General features: G+C 41.8%; 18 protein-coding genes and 1 other annotated feature. Of the genes, 13 read left to right on the top strand and 5 right to left on the bottom strand.

Annotated elements, in window-relative coordinates; translation table 11 throughout:
- Positions 1–129: 129 nt before the first annotated feature.
- Together I2483_RS07495 and I2483_RS07490 are read right to left on the bottom strand one after the other, a co-directional pair.
- On the bottom strand, positions 130–1,038 hold the full coding sequence (locus I2483_RS07495) for a DegV family protein (protein WP_207174941.1): 909 nt from the start codon (positions 1,036–1,038) through the stop codon (positions 130–132).
- A gap of 27 nt (positions 1,039–1,065) precedes the next feature.
- Positions 1,066–1,875, bottom strand: coding sequence for a Cof-type HAD-IIB family hydrolase (locus I2483_RS07490; protein ID WP_186669252.1), 810 nt, complete (start codon positions 1,873–1,875; stop codon positions 1,066–1,068).
- Between the two features lie 136 nt (positions 1,876–2,011).
- On the opposite strand from I2483_RS07490, the gene I2483_RS07485 reads away from it, so the two are divergent.
- From I2483_RS07485 to I2483_RS07470, 4 genes are all read left to right on the top strand, one after another.
- Positions 2,012–2,779, top strand: coding sequence for a dienelactone hydrolase family protein (locus I2483_RS07485; RefSeq protein WP_207174939.1), 768 nt, complete (start codon positions 2,012–2,014; stop codon positions 2,777–2,779).
- A 54-nt stretch (positions 2,780–2,833) separates the two neighbouring features.
- Positions 2,834–3,142, top strand: coding sequence for a metal-sulfur cluster assembly factor (locus tag I2483_RS07480; protein WP_067211901.1), 309 nt, complete (start codon positions 2,834–2,836; stop codon positions 3,140–3,142).
- 237 nt (positions 3,143–3,379) lie between these two features.
- Positions 3,380–3,862 (top strand): ribonuclease E activity regulator RraA, encoded by a 483-nt coding sequence (gene rraA, locus I2483_RS07475; RefSeq protein ID WP_207174937.1) that lies wholly within the window; start codon positions 3,380–3,382, stop codon positions 3,860–3,862.
- 175 nt (positions 3,863–4,037) lie between these two features.
- On the top strand, positions 4,038–6,173 hold the full coding sequence (locus I2483_RS07470; protein WP_207174935.1) for an ATP-dependent Clp protease ATP-binding subunit: 2,136 nt from the start codon (positions 4,038–4,040) through the stop codon (positions 6,171–6,173).
- An 807-nt stretch (positions 6,174–6,980) separates the two neighbouring features.
- Here the strand turns inward: I2483_RS07470 and I2483_RS07465 are convergent.
- Positions 6,981–7,166 carry a YjzD family protein gene (locus I2483_RS07465; RefSeq protein WP_186669272.1) on the bottom strand — a complete coding sequence of 62 codons (186 nt, stop codon included), beginning with the start codon at positions 7,164–7,166 and terminating at the stop codon, positions 6,981–6,983.
- 186 nt (positions 7,167–7,352) lie between these two features.
- On the opposite strand from I2483_RS07465, the gene I2483_RS07460 reads away from it, so the two are divergent.
- The 3 genes from I2483_RS07460 (at position 7,353) to I2483_RS19740 (ending at position 10,414) form a co-directional block, all read left to right on the top strand.
- Complete coding sequence (locus I2483_RS07460; RefSeq protein WP_207174933.1) at positions 7,353–8,285, top strand: beta-ketoacyl-ACP synthase III; 933 nt, start codon at positions 7,353–7,355, stop codon at positions 8,283–8,285.
- An 81-nt stretch (positions 8,286–8,366) separates the two neighbouring features.
- Positions 8,367–9,602 (top strand): beta-ketoacyl-ACP synthase II, encoded by a 1,236-nt coding sequence (gene fabF, locus I2483_RS07455; protein WP_207174931.1) that lies wholly within the window; start codon positions 8,367–8,369, stop codon positions 9,600–9,602.
- 581 nt (positions 9,603–10,183) lie between these two features.
- The gene (locus I2483_RS19740; RefSeq protein WP_481886324.1) at positions 10,184–10,414 is read left to right on the top strand and encodes a YuzI family membrane protein; all 231 of its coding nucleotides are present in this window, start codon (positions 10,184–10,186) and stop codon (positions 10,412–10,414) included.
- Here I2483_RS19740 and trpS read toward each other — a convergent pair.
- Both trpS and I2483_RS07445 read right to left on the bottom strand, forming a co-directional pair.
- A complete protein-coding gene (trpS, locus tag I2483_RS07450) occupies positions 10,365–11,351 on the bottom strand; it encodes a tryptophan--tRNA ligase (RefSeq protein ID WP_207174929.1) in 987 nt (328 codons plus the stop codon). The two genes, I2483_RS19740 and trpS, sit on opposite strands and share 50 nt — an antisense overlap.
- A gap of 242 nt (positions 11,352–11,593) precedes the next feature.
- Positions 11,594–11,848, bottom strand: a binding site (T-box leader).
- Between the two features lie 59 nt (positions 11,849–11,907).
- On the bottom strand, positions 11,908–12,252 hold the full coding sequence (locus tag I2483_RS07445) for a DUF3899 domain-containing protein (protein WP_207174927.1): 345 nt from the start codon (positions 12,250–12,252) through the stop codon (positions 11,908–11,910).
- 240 nt (positions 12,253–12,492) lie between these two features.
- On the opposite strand from I2483_RS07445, the gene I2483_RS07440 reads away from it, so the two are divergent.
- From I2483_RS07440 to spxA, 6 genes are all read left to right on the top strand, one after another.
- Positions 12,493–14,205 carry a peptide ABC transporter substrate-binding protein gene (locus I2483_RS07440; protein WP_186669295.1) on the top strand — a complete coding sequence of 571 codons (1,713 nt, stop codon included), beginning with the start codon at positions 12,493–12,495 and terminating at the stop codon, positions 14,203–14,205.
- Positions 14,206–14,469: 264 nt separating this feature from the next.
- A complete protein-coding gene (gene opp3b, locus I2483_RS07435) occupies positions 14,470–15,399 on the top strand; it encodes an oligopeptide ABC transporter permease (protein ID WP_207174925.1) in 930 nt (309 codons plus the stop codon).
- Positions 15,399–16,418, top strand: coding sequence for an oligopeptide ABC transporter permease (gene opp3C, locus I2483_RS07430; RefSeq protein ID WP_275955992.1), 1,020 nt, complete (start codon positions 15,399–15,401; stop codon positions 16,416–16,418). The genes opp3b and opp3C overlap by 1 nt, the downstream gene beginning before the upstream one ends.
- A gap of 14 nt (positions 16,419–16,432) precedes the next feature.
- On the top strand, positions 16,433–17,497 hold the full coding sequence (locus I2483_RS07425; RefSeq protein WP_207174923.1) for an ABC transporter ATP-binding protein: 1,065 nt from the start codon (positions 16,433–16,435) through the stop codon (positions 17,495–17,497).
- The gene (locus tag I2483_RS07420; RefSeq protein ID WP_207174921.1) at positions 17,497–18,420 is read left to right on the top strand and encodes an ABC transporter ATP-binding protein; all 924 of its coding nucleotides are present in this window, start codon (positions 17,497–17,499) and stop codon (positions 18,418–18,420) included. The genes I2483_RS07425 and I2483_RS07420 overlap by 1 nt, the downstream gene beginning before the upstream one ends.
- Before the next feature lie 546 nt (positions 18,421–18,966).
- Positions 18,967–19,362: a transcriptional regulator SpxA gene (gene spxA, locus I2483_RS07415; protein ID WP_186669618.1), complete on the top strand. Its 396-nt coding sequence runs from the start codon at positions 18,967–18,969 to the stop codon at positions 19,360–19,362.
- Positions 19,363–19,554 lie beyond the last annotated feature (192 nt).

Here is a 19,554-nt window from a genome sequence, read left to right as displayed (position 1 = left end):
TAAGACCCCCACTTCAAGTCTACAAGGGCACAAGAAGAATAAGTGGGCGATCAACTGCCCGTAAAAGCCCGAATGGTTAGGGCCAACAGGATGTTGGTTACTTAGGCATTGCCACAGGACGTGGCGCTCTTAGCCTAAGTTCTTTAAACAATCAGTGGGGGATGAAGAACCCCCCTCTGATTGAAGATTAACTTTATTCAAGAAAAAGACGCCTACTGTACCAGGACCCACATGAGCACCGATAACAGATCCAATCATTTGAATTTCAATACTTTTTGGATGGAATTGTTCTTCTATTATGGCTTTCAATTCGAGTGCTATGCCTTCGTCGTCACTATGGCAAATTGCAATCGTCTGTTCAGCAAGCTGATCGCCGCGCTCTGCCATGAGCTCAGTCATACGGCGCAATACTTTTTTGCGTCCACGGTGTTTTTCAATCGGAACAAGTTTACCGCCTTCGACGTGGAGCAGGGGTTTAATATTCAGCAGCCCGCCAATGAATGCACTTGTTTTAGATACGCGACCACCGCGCGCCATATAATCAAGGTCTTGCACGGTGAAGAGATGCTCCATATGTGCCGCCATGTATCGGATTTTTCTCTCTATCGTACGCACATCGTCTTCTCCCGCATCGCGTAGCCGAACTGCTTCTTTTACTAGAAGTCCGTAACCAAGCGAAGCACATCTTGAATCGATAATAATAAGGTTCATATTCGGATTCGTTTCTTTCGCTTGATCTCCAGTCATGATTGCGGTGTCGTATGTCCCGGATAACACGGAAGAAAAAGCGATGTAAATCCCACTTTCACCTGATGAGGCGAGTTCCTTCCACTTCCGAAGGAACAGTTCAGGTGATACTTGTGACGTTTTAGGCTGTTTACCATCACGAATGGCTTGGTAGACTTCTTTAGAATCAATTGTCATTATATCGTCGTACTCTTGGTCATCGATGAGGACGCGTAATGGGAAGAGTGTTACATCATTGTCTTCGAAAAATGACTTTGGTAAATCACTTGCACTGTCCGCAAATATTCTCATGTATTTCCCTCCATTGGATAATTATAGTTATTCCAAGTGTAACCTTTCGCGGAGCACCCGTGCAATGCCATCCTCATTATTCGTGTCTGTTACTTCATCTGCAATCGATTTCAGGCGATCAATGCCATTGCCCATTGCAACCCCGACTCCAGCATAGTCAATCATTTCAAGGTCATTGTCTTCATCACCAAAAGCGATAATCCGCTCTCTGGGAATATCCATCCACTTCGAGACATGTGAAAGTCCGACAGCTTTATTCAAGCCATGCCGTACGATTTCAATGACTTTCCACGGAGCTCCCCATTGACGATGATCAATGACTTCTGCGTGTACATCGCCGAGATGGCGTCTAATTGCATCGACTTTATCGTCAGGTGCATGGATCAGTAAACTTGTAGGATCGACTTGCAAAAAGTTCCGAATGTCTCCTTGCGTTATTTTAGGATCACCAAATCCAAAAATATCAAGCAGTTTTTCATCGTGATGATGCATGTATACATCATCCATCACTTCGGCAACAATATTATGGAATGTAAATTGCTGCATCGCATCAATGACGTCTTTCACTACAGGTAGTGAGATTGTTTCATGAATCGTTTTCCAAGATTGATCATAAGGATGGTGAACGAATGCACCGTTGAAATTGACAATCGGTGTTTTAAGTCCAAGCTGACGGTAATACACTTCACTCGCGCGGTACGGTCTTCCAGTCGCAATCATAATGTGATGGCCTTTTTCTTCTGCTTTTTTCAGTGTAAGCTTGGTTTTATCTGAAATTACTTTTTCGTCTGTCAGTAATGTCCCGTCAAGATCGAGGACGATTAAATGTGGCTTCAAAAAAACGCCTCCTTCTATTAAGTAGTCTATCGTTAACATAGGATTCAAGTCAAAAAATCTCTTCATGAAATCGTGCTTTTTGTTTTTTTAGAAAAACTTTGGTACGCTCAAGTGAAAAGGAAAAGGTGTGATTTCGATGAATGTAACCGAAGAGTTATGGGGCGATATCCCCTTATTGCATATAGTTGAAGATGAGTTTAAAGACAAACAAGTTCCAGTCGTCATTTTTATTCACGGATTTACGAGTGCTAAAGAGCATAATTTGCATTATGCCTACAATATGGCAAAGCAGGGTATACGAGTTCTCTTACCTGACGCGCATCTACATGGTGCCCGGGAAGATAATCTGGATGAAGTTCAACTAAGTTTGCGGTTTTGGGAAATCGTTTTGACGTCAATTGAAGAAGTGAGTTTCATTCGTGAAGAGCTGGTGCAACGCGGGCTTCATTCAACAGGGAAAATTGGTTTGGGGGGCACATCGATGGGCGGTATTACGACGCTTGGCTGCCTCGCTGTCTATGATTGGGTCGATGCCGCCGCCGTTATGATGGGGGCGCCTGGCTTTGTCCAGTTAGCGAAAGCACAAATGTCTGGGTTTGAACGTCGTGGTTTTAAATTACCCATCACTGATGAAGAAAAAAAGAAATTATTAGCCACATTATCTACGTTTGATTTAACAAAACACCCATCCGCATTGAACAACAGGCCTATCTACTTTTGGCATGGCGAGCAGGATACAGTTGTGCCCTATGAACCGACGCACAACTTTTATAAGGCAATCAAAAAGGAGTATGCGGCTGCGCCGGAACGAATTGAATTTGTTTCAAATGAAACTGCGGGCCATGCGGTTTCTAGGGCGGGAATGCTTCAAGCCGCAGATTGGCTTGCTTGGCATTTGAAATGAAGAGCTGAACTCTGCTATGATTGAGATAGTAAAAACACGAAATGAGGGATGAAGATGAGCCAGGATATGAAAGATAGCATGATGGGGGCACTTGAAAACGTAATTGACCCGGAACTTGGAGTCGATATCGTCAACTTAGGTCTTGTATATGATGTAGAGTTGGACGAAGAAGGTACGTCAAAAGTGACAATGACACTAACATCGATGGGCTGTCCAATGGGACCGCAAATCGTTGCCAACGTTACACAAGAACTGATGGAACTTCCAGAAGTGAAAAACGTAGATGTTAACATCATTTGGAGTCCACCATGGTCAAGAGATAATATGTCTCGTTATGCAAAAATAGCATTAGGCGTAAGATAATAGAAAATAGGAAGGCCGTGCGACTTAGAGATAAGTCGCGCGGCCTTTTTTTTGTGGGGGGGCGGATAAATCGTTGAAACCGCGGGTAAACATTGGAAAACGTGCGTAATCCCACAATTCAGATCTTCCCTTGTTAGGTCTACAATCCTATTTTATTTCACATTAAAAAAGGAATAAAGAAATATTGTCGAATTCTATAAATATAGGAAATAACTTTAAAAAGGGGAGTGTGTTCAAATGTCGATAAAAACTGCCGATGTATGTGATGATTATTCAAATGAATTGCAAGTTTGTTCAACGGAATTTAAATCGTATGGCAAAAACAAAAGATTCTCTGGCCCAATATCTACCGTGAAAGTATTTGAGGATAACGTATTAGTAAAAGAGGCGCTGCAAACGATTCCAGAAGGAAGTGTCCTTGTTGTCGATGGCGGCGGTTCTAAAAAGTGTGCATTAATGGGTGACAATTTAGGAGATATTGCAGAAACCCGCAAGCTTGCTGGTGTCATCATTTACGGATGTGTCCGCGATACGGCAGAATTGATTGAACAAAATATTGGGGTGTTAGCACTTGATAGCAACCCGATGAAGAGTAAAAAAGAGGGGAACGGGGAAAAGGGTAGTAAACTAAATTTCGGAGACGTAGACTGGATCCCCAACCACTATGTTTATGCAGATGAAGACGGTGTTATAGTGGCCACCCGTAATCTGTACAATTAACTATGAAATTCCGAAAGGGTAAGAATACCTTTTTGGAGTTTTTTTTATGACCATTTATTCATTAATTAAGCACTGTGCAAATCGCTTTACTTTCAATCAAATCCATTCTATAATTTAATTAATCAAAGATAGTCAAAGTCAGATGAGACATATAGAAAGGTGGATGTATATGCGAATGGATGGACAACAAGAAGACCAGCGTACACCTCTTGAACAATTTGGACGGAATCTTGTAGAAGAAGTTAAAAAAGGGAAAATGGATCCGGTTATCGGACGTGATGAGGAAATTCGCAATGTTATTCGGATTTTATCGAGAAAGACTAAAAATAATCCTGTACTAATTGGAGAACCTGGTGTCGGGAAGACAGCAATCGTAGAAGGACTTGCGCAACGAATTGTGAAAGGTGACGTGCCGGAAGGATTGAAAGATCGCCAAATTTTTGAACTTGATATGAGTTCACTTATCGCGGGCGCAAAATACCGCGGTGAATTTGAAGAGCGCTTAAAAGGTGTACTGAAACAGGTGAAAGATAGCGCTGGGGAGATCATTCTTTTCATCGATGAAATCCATACAATTGTCGGCGCAGGAAAAACGGAAGGCGCAATGGACGCGGGCAATATGCTAAAACCGATGCTTGCACGCGGTGAATTGTACTGTATCGGCGCAACGACACTTGACGAGTACCGGATGTATATCGAAAAAGATCCAGCGCTTGAACGTCGTTTCCAGCAAGTACTCGTTCGTGAACCGTCTGTTGAAGATACCGTGTCGATTTTACGGGGGCTGAAAGAACGCTATGAACTTCACCATGGTGTGCGCATTCATGACCGGGCGATTGTTGCAGCAGCAACATTATCAGACCGTTATTTAACAGAGCGTTTCTTGCCGGATAAAGCAATCGACTTAATAGATGAAGCGAGTGCGATGATTCGGACAGAAATCGATTCCATGCCATCCGAGCTGGATGCAGTGACACGCCGGATTATGCAGCTTGAAATTGAAGAGCAAGCGTTACGCAAAGAAAAAGACGCAGTCAGTAAAAATCGTCTTGAAGTGCTTCGTGACGAATTGAAAGAGCTGAAAGATTCGTCGTCAGGTATGCGTGCGCAATGGGATTCTGAAAAAGAAACTTTACGTGGAATCCAGGATAAGCGTGAGAAGCTCGACCGCTACAGACGTGAACTTGCAGAAGCTGAAAATCGTTTTGATTTGAATAAAGCTGCGGAACTCACTTATGGGAAAATCCCGACGCTCGAAAGTGAATTGCATGACCTTGAGTCTGTACTTGTAGAGGGGCAGGAAAACCGTTTGCTCCGTGAAGAAGTGACGGAAGAAGAAATTGCGATGATTGTTGGGCGTTGGACGGGTATACCGGTGACGAAACTTGTTGAAGGTGAACGTGAAAAACTGCTCCGTCTGCGTGAAACACTTGAAGAGCGTGTAATCGGACAGGACGACGCTGTGCAACTAGTGACGGAAGCCGTGTGGCGCGCACGTGCGGGCATTAAAGACCCAGACAAACCAATCGGCTCATTCCTATTTTTGGGACCAACTGGCGTTGGGAAAACAGAGCTTGCGAAAACGCTCGCCGCGACCCTGTTTGATTCGGAAGATCATTTCATCCGCATCGACATGTCGGAATATATGGAAAAACATAGTGTATCGCGACTAGTCGGCGCACCTCCGGGCTATATCGGTTACGAAGAAGGCGGCCAATTAACGGAAGCAGTACGACGTAATCCATATTCAGTGGTTCTGTTAGATGAAATCGAGAAAGCGCATCCGGACGTCGCAAATATCTTGCTGCAAGTATTAGATGACGGCCGAATCACAGATAGCCAAGGTAGACTTGTCAACTTTACGAACACCGTCGTCATCATGACCTCGAATATCGGCTCGGCGTACTTGCTGCATGGGCTCGATGCTACAGAAAATCATGCAGCCGAAGATTTAGTCATGGCCGAATTAAAAAATCATTTCAAACCCGAGCTATTAAATCGGATGGATGACATCATTATTTTCCATTCACTTACGGGCAAATCATTCCGGAGGATCGCACGGAAAATGATTGAAGACCTCGTCAAACGATTACGCGGACAAGAAATCGTTATGGAGTATAGTGAAGACGTGCTTGATTGGATTGTAAATGAAGGCACAGATGCTGATTTCGGTGCACGGCCATTGAAACGCTTTATCCAACGCCATGTTGAAACAATGGTTGCAAAAGAAATCATTAAAGGTGAACGTAAGCCAAATGATAAGCTCATTTTAGCTATGGAAGACGGAAAATTAGGTATTCAAACAGATTAATATAGGGAAGCAGCAGGAAGTTTGAACTTCCTGCGGCTTCTTTTAGTAACTAGCAAATAGCTTGATCACATCCTGAGTGCTACGTGTATAGTTGCATTTGGGTTGCTTTGGATTGAATGACTTCTATTACGGTTACCGAGATATCTGGATGTGTAGGGATGCGACTTTGTCGCATCCTACACACTTTTTCCGTTAATCGTATGGTGGTCCTTCATCCGTCGCTCTCCAAATGCATAAGTACAAGTAGTGCTGAAGCTTTTTGGGACGAAAGAATAGCTGACTTCCTACCTGGAGAAAAGCCGCCAAAGATGCAATTTTGGCGGCTGAAACTTTCTCTATAGTTTTTTCTTTTTAATTAAAGAAGTGTCACTTTCTATAGGGTATCACATGATTAGAGGCACACTCTTTGCTAAAAGTAAGCAAGAAGCACATTATACAACGTGCAATAGTGCCCGAAATTGCATCTTCGGGCACTTACAATCTATATAGAAAGACATCTACTCTTTACTTCCAAAACAACTGCATTTTTCACTGGAACAGTGTAGGGTCGCGACAGGCAACTATTCACAACAGGATTACTGAAGAAAGTGTGTCTAGAAGTGACAGTGTCACTTCTAGACACACTAGGCCCCCTCAGTAAATCTGTCACGAATAGTTAGCCGTAAGCAGGCCTAAAACAGTCCAGTGAAAAATGAAGGTCATTAAGCCCTTCTCACCAGTGATTTATGCAAATAAATGGTTAATAAATAGACGTGAATGCATCCAATATAAAAACCATCTCCAGCGAGGGAGATGGTTTCTTGTTGATTAATGATCTGCAATTTCGCCTTCTGGGAAAGATTCTGCCAGTAAGATTATGATTACAGAAACGACGGCTGAAACGATTGCGCCTGTCATGAAGTCAAAAACAGGTACGTTAGCGATTGCTCCAGAAACGTAGTTCAACATTGAAATTAAACAGAAAGACCAGAAAAATGTCATTACGTATTTCATTGAATTCACCTCTACATTACTATTTCATATTTCATCATATCACAGAGGATACATTGGAGAAACAAATATCCATGCAAACCGAACTTTATTTGGCGAAAAAGTGTCAGTAGGTTGAAAAGTGAGCCCGTTTCTTTTATGATTAAGAGCAGGTACTAATAATAGATGATAAAGAGCGGGGGAAGCGGAATGATTGCTGGATTTATCGGTATGGGTAAATACGTACCATCACACGTTTTGACGAACGCGGATCTTGAAAAGCGTTTGGATACATCGGATGAATGGATTCGTACAATGACAGGCATCGAAGAAAGACGCATCGCGGACGAGTCAACGGATACGTCCCATATGGCATACAACGCTGCTGTAGAAGCAATCAACAATGCAGGAATCAAACCAGAAGAAATCGGACTCATTCTTGTAGCTACAGTAACACCTGATCGACCTTTTCCATCAGTGTCAACAATGCTTCAACAACAGCTTGGGGCAACCAATGCAGCGGCAATGGATGTTTCAGCGGCCTGTGCAGGATTCATGTACGGCGTTGTAACAGCGAAACAGTTTATCGAATCGGGCACATATGATTATGTACTCGTTGTCGGCGTTGAAAAACTATCTAAAATTACCAATTGGGAAGACCGCAATACCGCTATTCTTTTCGGAGATGGGGCGGGTGCAGCTATCATAGGAAAAGTAAGTGAAGGACGGGGAATCCTGTCATTTGAACTCGGTGCAGATGGTAACGGTGGAAAACACCTTTATCAGGATGAAAAACTCGTAATGAATGGCCGCGAAGTATTCAAATTTGCAGTCCGTCAAATGGGCGAATCCGCAGAAAGTGTTATCGAAAAAGCGGGTCTAACGAAGGAAGACGTCGATTTCCTAATTCCGCATCAAGCCAATATACGAATTATGAACTCATCCCGTGAGCGACTTGGTTTACCGGTTGAAAAAATGTCCAAGACAATCCATAAATACGGCAATACATCTGCCGCGTCCATTCCAATTTCACTTGTCGATGATTTAGCTGAAGGCAGAGTAAAAGATGATGATGTTATTGTCATGGTTGGATTCGGCGGGGGTCTCACTTGGGGCGCATTATGCATTAAGTGGGGAAAATAAGTAGTACATGTTTTTTTTAGTGGTGTATGAAAAGTGGCAAATAGAATCAGTCTTTATAGAATAGAAGGGAAGTTTTCACATATGGGAATAAAACGTGTAGTAGTAACAGGTATTGGTGCAATTTCTCCAGTAGGGAATTCGGCGGAGGAGTCATGGAAAGCGGTCTTGGAAGGAAAATCTGGAATCGGACCACTAACAAGGCTTGATAGTGATAAGTTCCCTGTAAAAGTAGCAGCTGAAGTCAAAGATTTTGATATAGAACAGTATATCTCGCGGAAAGACGCGCGTAAAATGGATCGGTTCACGCATTACGCACTTGCTGCATCGATTATGGCAATGAAAGATGCAAATCTTGAACTTGAAGGAGATTTAGCTCTTCGTACGGGCGTCTGGATTGGATCGGGCATCGGTGGTATGGAAACACATGAGCAACAGTTTCTGACGTTCCAAGAGAAAGGCTATCGTCGCGTTAGTCCATTTTTCGTACCAATGATGATTCCGGATATGGCAGCGGGCCAAGTATCTATTTATCACGGAGCAAAAGGTATTAACTCTTGTACAGTAACAGCTTGTGCATCAGGCACAAACTCAATAGGGGATGCATTTGAAGTTATTCGCCGCGGTGATGCTGACGTTATGATTACAGGCGGAGCAGAAGCGCCAATTACAACGATGGCGGTTGCTGGTTTCTGTGCGAATACAGCCTTGTCATTAAACCCGGATCCTGCAACTGCATCACGTCCATTTGATAAAGAACGTGACGGCTTTGTAATTGGAGAAGGAGCAGGTATTTTAATCCTTGAAGAGTACGAGCATGCAATTGCACGAGGTGCGAAAATTTACGCTGAACTAACTGGTTATGGTGCAACAGGTGATGCGCATCATATTACGGCTCCAGCTCCTGGGGGAGAAGGCGGCGCACGCGCGATGCAAGAGGCGATTGAGCAAAGTGGTATTACTCCAGATAAAATCGATTATATTAATGCCCACGGAACAAGCACGCCATATAACGATCAATTCGAAACAATGGCAGCAAAAGCGGTTTTCGGCGAGCATGCCTATAAACTTACGATGAGCTCAACGAAATCAATGACGGGTCATTTACTCGGAGCAGCAGGTGGACTGGAAGCAATCTTCACGGTGAAGGCATTGCAAGAAGGAATTCTGCCACCGACAATGAACTTTGTGAATCCAGATCCTGAATGTGATCTCGACTACGTAACTGAAGGTGCGCGCAAAGCGGACATTACGTACGCAATGAGCAACTCACTTGGTTTCGGCGGACATAACGCATCACTCGTATTTAAAAAAATATAAGCTTAAGTTAGTAGGACGTCTCAGTTTACTGGGGCGTTTTTTTTGTTTTTGCGGTTTTTGGGTTGCGATGCCAGTTTGAAGTTGCCCTTACAGTTCTGGAGTTTGCGATGCCAGTTTGGTGATTTGCCCTCACAGTTCTGTAATTTGCGATGCCAGTTTGAAGTTGTCCTTACAGTTTGACGGATTGCCATGACAGTTTGGTGATTTGCCCTCACAGTTATGTAATTTGCGATGCCAGTTTGAAGTTGTCCTAACAGTTTACCGGATTGCCATGACAGTTTGAAGATTTGCCCTTACAGATCTGTAGTTTGCGATGCCAGTTTGAAGTTGTCCTAACAGTTTTTCGGATTGCGATGCCAGTTTGGTGTTATCCTAACAGTTTTTCGGATTGCCATGACAGTTTGGTGATTTGTCCAAACAGTTCTGAAGTTTGCGATGCCAGTTTGAAGATTTGCCCTCACAGTTTTGGATTGCGCCAACTCATCCCCACATATTCACATTACCTTCTTTTCAAATTAAAAAGCCCCCTTCGTCTAAAAGGGGGCCATGCCGTCATATAATCAAAGAAAATCAAAAGGACGATGCCAATGACACGTATATTCTTATTTCTTATCAGTTACGGACTAATTGTTGTTACTGTTTCACATATGATTTTTTATTTTAATTACAGATCACTCGGTTACGAATGGAGTCAAATCATTTATTTTATTATACATACGGCTGATTTTACGCTATTCGTCGTATCCACAATCATGCTTATTCTTACCGTCTACGCCCGAGTCCCATCGCGGCTTCCATCTTCCCGACAGTGACAGATGCAATCGCATTTGCTTTTACTGCGCCTACATCTAGAATTTCATCTAGGACAGGCGAATCTAGAAGCTCGTAATATTTCTCTTGGATAGGTGATAGGTGATTGATGACGGCTTCGGCTACGCCCGCTTTAAATGCGCCATACCCAAGTCCATCATACTTGGCGACTAGATCATCGATGGAAACACCACTTAGCGCTGATTCGATTGTTAATAAATTCGATACGCCTGGTTTATTTTCCACGTCGAATTTCACGATGCCATCAGAATCTGTTACTGCACTTTTAATTTTTTTCTCGATTTCCTTAGGTGTATCTAGGAGTGTAATAATTCCTTTTTTATTGGGATCAGATTTACTCATTTTCTTTAACGGATCCTGAAGTGATTTAATACGGGCACCGTTCTTCGGAATTCGGACTTCTGGAATCGTCAATATATCGCCGAATCTTTTATTGAAACGCTCTGCTAGATCACGCGTCAATTCAAGGTGCTGCTTTTGATCATCGCCAACCGGGACAATATCAGTGTTATATAGAAGAATATCGGCAGCCATTAATGGTGGGTAAGTTAAAAGTGCAGAAGAAACGCCTTCTTTTCCATCTGATTTATCTTTGAACTGCGTCATTCGCTCGAGTTCACCGATATACGAAATACATTGCATCATCCAGCCTGCTTGCGCGTGTGCAGGTACTTCTGATTGGATAAACAAAATCGCTTTCTCTGGATTAATCCCACTTGCAATATAGATTGCCGCGAGAGAACGGATTGCTTTTGCGAGCTCCACTGGATCCTGTTGGACGGTAATGGCATGCTGGTCAACGATACAAAACAGACATTTATAGTCGTTTTGTAACTCTGTAAATTGACGGAAGGCACCGATATAGTTGCCAAGATGTACTGTTCCTGTTGGCTGAACGCCTGAAAAAATGGTTTTCATCTTAAAAATCTCCTCCTGTTTGATGGATAAAGTAAATAGTTCAGGCTAGCTTGATGATGCAAAAGCTCCGATGGAAGGCAACCAAAGTTCGCCGATAACGGAAGGTAGTCTAAGAACGCGACGTCCTGTCGCAACGACTACATGATCAGCATCCTGCTGACCCCGGCAATGGTTGCACACCTACATCCTGTAGGCGCACATCTACATCCTTGTAGACAAAAAAACATCAGTCGTCCCCGTAAAAAAGGGACGACTGATGTTTAATCAACCGTGGTACCACCCGAATTGCCCGAAGGCCACTCTGATTCCCATAACGCGGGGGACGTGACAAGCTTCTATTGGGTTAATTCAAAAAGTCCATATACTTCGAATTAATTCAAAAGGTTCGCTTATCAAGCTCGGGATCCCATTCTTTCGGTTCAGCCTACCTGTTTGCACCATCCACAGGCTCTCTGAAAGACTGATACTGAAATACTTTTCTCCGTCATTGCCATTCGCTCTAAATGTTTCTAATAATTATAAATCTTATACTTGAAAAATGCAATAGGCTTGCTCCTCAAATATAAAAAATTAGAAGTCCAATTCCCATGATAACAAGGATGAGAGCACCGCTTCCGAGCATAGGACTTACGTTTCCAGAAAATATCTCTGAAGGCCTACGCATCGCCATAACATCTTCCATCCGGCGTTTAGATGTAACTACTTTTCTCATGCTAACTGTAAATACATCGAAAAAACCGGTTGAAAAGACGAAAGAGACCAGACCAAGAAATGTTAGTACGCCTCCAACGATGAAAGACGCGTTTATATAAGAGAGTAAAGTCAGCTCTTTAAAATAAAGGACAATAAGCAGAATGATCACAACGTGCGCAATCAGAAAATTCCTAACTAACTTCTTCATATTTCCACCCCGTTCCAAAGTAATAGTAAAGTATTAGGATGGAAAAATCAATATAACAAAGGTATATCTAAAAAAAAGTCTTGATTAAAATAGTTGATGTAAGCGTTGCCAATACAGGGTTTGTCTATAAAAAGATGTTCTAGTGCTATATGAAATTTCAAAAAGGTATGTACAACTGTGAGAATCATTGTATAATATAAATGTACCTAGTTTTCAGACAATTTAGAGGGGGTCATCGATTTGAAGAACCACAAATTTATGTGGCTTATTAGTATCATGCTTGTACTTAGCGTGTTCCTAGCAGCGTGCGGCGACAAAAAAGAAGACGCGGGCACTACTGAACCGGTAAAAGACAAAGAAGAAGACAAAGGAACTACAGAAGAACCAGCTAAAGAAGTACCACAAGTTTTGAATTTGATTGAAGCAGCAGAGATTCCTTCTATTGACTCATCATCTTCAGAAGATGCTGTAGGTTTCAATGTTCTGAACAACATCATGGAAGGACTTTACCGTCTTGACCAAGAGAGTCTTCCAGTACCTGCAATGGCAGAAGGAGATCCAGAAATCAGTGAAGATGGATTGACTTATACATTCAAAATCCGTGATGCGGAGTGGTCTAATGGAACACCTGTAACTGCGCATGACTTTGTATATGCTTGGCAGCGTGCGATAAACCCTGATACGGCTTCACCTTATGGACCGTATTTGATGGCAGGAATGGTTAAAAACGCAACTGAAATCGGCGAAGGAAAAGCAGAAATTGCTGATCTAGGCATTAAAGCTGAAGATGATAAAACGCTTATCATTGAGCTTGAACGTCCAGTTGCTTACTTCCTATCACTTATGTCTTTCGGTACGTTCTTACCACTTAACGAAGAATTTGTAACTGCTCAGGGAGATAAATATGCAACTAACTCTGAAGCAATGATTTACAACGGTCCATTCTCATTAGCTGATTGGGATGGTACTGGTAACTGGAAATATGTTAAAAACGACAAGTATTGGGATGCTGATACTGTAAAACTTGATGAAATCATTGTTGATGTAGTTAAAGAAACTTCAACAGCTGTAAAATTGTATGAACAAGGCAAGAAAGACCGTGTAACACTTTCTGCCGAGTATGCAATGCAGTATGCTGATGATCCAACTATCATCAATGAGCTTGAAACAGCTGTATTCTATTTCAAAATGAACCAAGTACGTGATGGTAAACCAACACCGCTTGCAAATGCTGACATTCGTAAAGCAATCGCAAAAGGGTACAACAAAGAAGAACTTGCAGATGCAGTCCTTGCTAATGGATCTATTGCTGCTAACTTCCTAGTACCAACAGAATTCACATTTGATGAAGACGGTAAAGATTTCCGTGACTACAGCAAGGAATTCTCAGTTTATAATGTTGAAGAAGCGCAAGAGTCTTGGGCAAAAGGCCTAAAAGCACTTGGAACTGACAAAGTAACACTTGAAATTCTTGGCGGAGATACTGAAAATGCTAAGAAACAACAAGAATGGTTCAAATCAGAACTTGAAAGAAACCTACCAGGTTTAACAATCAGCCTGAAAGAAGTTCCTTTCGCAGTCCGTCTTGAACTTGATGATACTAGTGATTACGACATCCAATCTGCAGGATGGGGCCCTGACTTCCAGGATCCAATCTCGTTCATGGAATTGTTCGTAACTACAAGCCCACAAAACAAAATGAATTATTCTAACCCAGCGTATGACAAACTTATTGAATCTACAAAAACAACATACGCAAATGATCCAATCAAGCGCTTTGAAGTGTTTGCAGAAGCTGAGAAAATGCTACTTGAAGATGACGTAGCTATCGCTCCAAACTATCAACGCGGAAGAATGGTTCTTATGAATCCGGCAGTTAAAGGCCTTGCAACACACCCATTTGGCGGAGATTATAGCTACAAGTGGACGTATATGGAAGCAGTCGAGAAATAAGAATTGTATTTTTGAAAGCTTAAAATCTTATAGATTAGAGAGTATATGGGCGTAATTGACCATGTACTCTCTTTTTCAATGAAGAGGAAAAAACTAAAAATTCATTGTAGTGGCACTTAGCTAAATTAAAAGTTTTTTATGAAGTGTATACTGCATGACTAGGCGGTAAATCCCCTTAATGGCTAGACTAACAATCAGTGAGTGATAAGGAATCGCCCATCTGATCACCATTCGCTTTATCTATGAATTTCAGGAGGTGCTAAAATGGCAAAGTATATAACAAAGCGTGTTATTTATATGTTCCTATCGTTATTTCTAATTGCATCATTTACATTTGTTCTTATGAAACTGCTTCCAGGGTCCCCGCTAGCTTCCGCAGCAAAATTATCCATTGAGGAAAGGGAAGTCGTTTACGAGAAATATGGCTTGAACGATCCTATTCCCGTACAGTACGCTCGTTATATGGGGAACCTTGCAAAGGGTGACTTTGGTGTATCGTTCCAATATAAAAATGCAGACGTTACAACCCTTATTGTGAAAAAATTGAAATACTCGGCAATTTTAGGCGCCCAGGCACTCGTATTCGGTACCCTAATTGGAATTATTCTTGGAATGATTGCTGCATTGAAGCAAAATACAGTATGGGATTATGGGAGTACCATAATCGCAATTCTTGGTATCTCGATACCATCCTTTGTTTTTGCAGTATTGTTGCAATATGTCTTTTCAGTTTGGCTTGGGTGGTTACCTGTCGGACTATGGGAAGGATGGAAGTCCAGTATACTGCCATCAATTGCACTAGCAATGGGACCTATTGCAATAGCGGCAAGGTTCATCAGAACGGAAATGATAGAAGTGTTAAGTTCGGACTATATTTTGTTGGCAAAAGCGAAAGGCGCGAATTGGTTTGAAATCGCTTTCAAACACGCATTCCGTAATGCGCTAATTCCGCTAATCACTGTACTTGGACCAGTTGCAGCAGGGCTATTGACAGGATCACTAGTCGTTGAACAGATTTTCGCAATCCCAGGTATTGGTGAACAGTTCGTTAAATCAATTAGCTCGAACGACTTTGCTGTCATCATGGGCACAACAATGTTCTTCTCAGTATTCCTTATTGTGATTATTTTAATTGTGGATATTCTTTATGGGGTCATTGATCCACGTATCCGTTTGTCTGGAGGTTCCAAGTAATGACTACTAACATGAAAAAACTACCAAAAGATTCATTTGAGCGAATTACAATCGATAGTTCACATGCTGAAAGGATTTCGAAACCGAGTTTAAGTTTTTGGCAAGATGCATGGCTACGTATCCGTAAAAACAAAGCGGCTATCGTTAGTATGTTCATCTTGGTATTTATAGTATTTATGGCATTTGTTGGCCCTTTCATGGTTGAACATGATCCTGAAGATGTAAAGGTTGCCCATGCAAGCTTACCCCCAAAAATTCCTGGACTTGAAAAGTTAGGTATTTTCGATGGTGTAGGTAAACTGGGATCTAAAACAGTAAATCTTTATGAATTAAAAAAAGTAGAAGTTAACTACTGGTTCGGTACGGATAGCCTTGGACGCGACTTGTTCTCCCGTCTTTGGAAAGGAACACAGATTTCTCTCATCATCGCATTTGTAGCTGCTGTCATTGATGTCGTAATCGGTGTTATATACGGGGGGATTTCCGGTTATTATGGAGGTCGAACTGATGACGTTATGCAACGGATTGTCGAAGTACTAATTGGAGTTCCGACGCTGGTCATCGTCATTCTGATGATTATGATCATGAAGCCAGGTATCTGGTCCATTATCATAGCCATTTCGATAACCGGATGGATAGGCATGTCCCGTATTGTACGTGGACAAGTTCTGAAATATAAAACTCAAGAATTCGTCTTGGCAGCTAAAACCCTTGGTGCCAGCGATACACGAATTATTAGTAAACACTTACTACCAAATATTATGGCGATTATTGTCATTAATATGATGTTTACAATTCCGACTGCAATTTTCTTCGAGGCATTCTTAAGCTTTATCGGACTAGGGCTTCAAGCGCCGAAAGCGTCTCTTGGAACACTAATTAATGATGGTTATAAATTCATTGAATATCAGCCGCATATTCTGTTCTTCCCAGCGGTCATCATAAGTTTACTTATGATTGCGTTCAACTTAATTGGGGACGGACTGCGTGATGCACTTGATCCGAAAATGAAAGATTAAAGGAGGAAAGCGAAATGGAGAAAATTGTTGAAGTGAAAAACCTGGAGCTTTCCTTCCATACATTTGCAGGAGAAGTGAAAGCGATTCAGGGCGTTAATTTTGAAGTTTATAAAGGGGAGACACTGGCTATCGTCGGTGAGTCGGGTTCAGGTAAATCTGTAACGACGAAATCGATTATGCGACTCCTTCCGAAATCCAGTACTGAGTACAAAAATGGCGAGATTTTATTTGGAGGAAAAGACTTACTGAAAATTTCCGAAAAAGAAATGCAAAAAGTAAGAGGAAAAGACATTTCGATGATTTTCCAAGATCCGATGACATCACTAAATCCGACAATGACAATTGGTAATCAGATTATGGAGCCTTTACTAAAGCATCAGAAACTAAGTAAAACGGATGCTCGAAAAAAGTCTATTGAGTTGTTAACCCTAGTCGGAATGCCAAAGCCAGAAATGCGTATGAAGCAATACCCGCACCAATTTTCTGGTGGGCAGCGCCAACGTATCGTCATTGCTGTTGCCTTGGCATGTAATCCGAAGCTTCTTATTGCAGATGAGCCGACGACAGCTTTGGATGTTACGATTCAAGCGCAAATCCTAGAATTGATGAAAGACTTACAAAAGAAAATCGATACGTCTATCATTTTCATCACACATGATCTCGGAGTCGTAGCTAACGTAGCAGACCGTGTAGCTGTCATGTATGGCGGCCGAATCGTCGAAGTGGGAACAGTTGATGAAGTCTTTTACAACCCGCAGCATCCGTATACATGGGGACTTCTAAGTTCAATGCCGTCACTTGATGCAACTGAAGATAAATTATATGCGATTCCAGGCACGCCACCCGATTTATTGGATCCTCCGAAAGGAGATGCATTTGCACTGCGTAGTGAATATGCGATGAAGATTGATATGGAGCAAGTTCCGCCTCTCTTTAAAGTGAGTGAGACACATTATGCGGCGACGTGGTTGCTCCATCCCGATGCACCTCAAGTGGATCCACCAGGAGCGGTCATCGAGCGTATGAAGAGATTCCCTGGCAGCCGATATTATGAAGGCAATGCAGGAGGTGTTCAATAATGGCTGAAAAATTACTTGAAATCAAAAACTTGAAACAGTATTTCAATGTCGGAACAAAGAATGAAGTGCGTGCTGTTGACGATATTACATTCGACATCTATAAAGGGGAGACGCTTGGTATTGTCGGTGAATCCGGTTGCGGTAAATCAACAACCGGTCGTACAATCATTCGTCTTTACGATGCAACAGGCGGGGAAGTCATCTATGATGGCATCGACGTCCATGCAAAAAAATCGAAAAAAGAACTGAAAGCTTTCAACCGGAAAATGCAGATGATCTTCCAAGATCCATATGCATCCTTAAATCCGCGTATGAAAGTGCTTGATATCATTGCTGAAGGCCTCGATATTCATGGTCTTGTGAAGAACTCGAAGGAACGTACTGCACGTGTCCATGAACTTCTTGAGACGGTAGGATTGAATCGTGAGCATGCCAATCGTTATCCGCATGAGTTTTCTGGCGGTCAGCGTCAGCGTCTTGGAATTGCACGTGCGCTAGCTGTTGAACCAGAATTCATTATCGCAGATGAGCCGATTTCAGCTTTGGACGTATCTATTCAAGCGCAAGTCGTCAACTTGTTGAAAGAGCTTCAAGAAGAAAGAGGACTAACCTATCTATTCATAGCGCATGACTTGTCAATGGTAAAATATATCTCGGATCGAATTGGTGTTATGCATTTCGGGAAACTTGTCGAGATCGGACCAGCCGAAACAATCTATACGGCGCCTTTCCATCCTTATACACAATCGCTACTTTCTGCGATTCCGTTGCCAGATCCAGCTTATGAGCGTAGCCGTGTACGCAAAAGTTACGATCCAACATCACATAAGTATCTTGAGGATGAAGAAGTAATCATGCGTGAAGTGACACCAGGACATTTTGTCCTTTGCTCACAGCGCGAATTTGATGCTTTTAAAAAGTAACTTTAAATAGAAGCAACTGGGCTGGTTTTCGACAAGAGAACCGGTCCTTTTGCATGTTTCAATAAAGTATATGGTAAGAATGCGATGAAATACATGGATTCAGGTAATAGTAGTTCCCCAAATGTTACTTATAAACCCAAATGGTTGAGGAATTCAGAGACGCGTTTTTACGTTTCTGAATTTTTTTAAATTAATATGAAACCTTTGCCCACATTTAAACGTACTATATAGTGTAGACATTAATTTATTGTCAATTAGCAACTACCTAAATGAGAAAGTTTTTTATTTGACAAAGCAGATGTTTAATTAATTCTTGAACCGGGTATAACAGTGTAGAGAACATGCACATACTTGTTAAAGTCGCTTATGTTGCGGAACTGTGACAATTGTGGATGGGATAACTAATATTTCTTGAAAAGTGTATTAATCAGTAATGAAAATGTGTATAATAGGGATTAGAAGCAGACAGTTTAAACTAATTCTAATCTAAACGTAAAAATATAAATCAAAACATTCGAGCCGACTGAAAGGGAGTGTCAGCATATGATGGTCACATTATTTACTTCACCTAGCTGTACATCATGCAGAAAAGCGAAAGCATGGTTAGAGGAACACGAGATTCCGTATACTGAACGTAACATTTTTTCAGAACCATTGAATATTGATGAAATAAAAGAAATTCTTCGTATGACTGAAGATGGAACAGATGAAATTATTTCAACTCGTTCTAAGATATTCCAAAAATTAAACGTTGATGTGGAAAGTCTTCCATTACAACGCCTATATGAGTTAATACAAGAACATCCGGGTCTGTTAAGAAGACCGATTATTCTTGATGAGAAAAGACTTCAAGTGGGATACAATGAAGATGAAATTCGTCGATTCCTACCTAGAAAAGTAAGAGCCTATCAGCTGCTTGAAGCGCGGCGCATGGTGAACTAGTCGAAAAATAGTGTGAAGCTGATAGGGGTTGACATTGCAAAATGCCGTACACCTATCGGCTTTTTGTGTTTCTCTTGCTTTCCGGGTGGATGTTCTCTACAATGCTATTACTATCAAAATTATACGTCCTAAGGCGGAACCCTTTCAAAACGTAGAGGACGGTCATATAGTAAGTATAAGCATTGCAGGATT

The sequence above is a fragment of the Sporosarcina sp. E16_3 genome, assembly GCF_017347125.1.
Lineage (GTDB): Bacteria > Bacillota > Bacilli > Bacillales_A > Planococcaceae > Sporosarcina.
The sequence above is the reverse complement of the archived record's forward strand: the minus strand, read 5'-3'. Positions and strand labels throughout refer to the sequence as shown.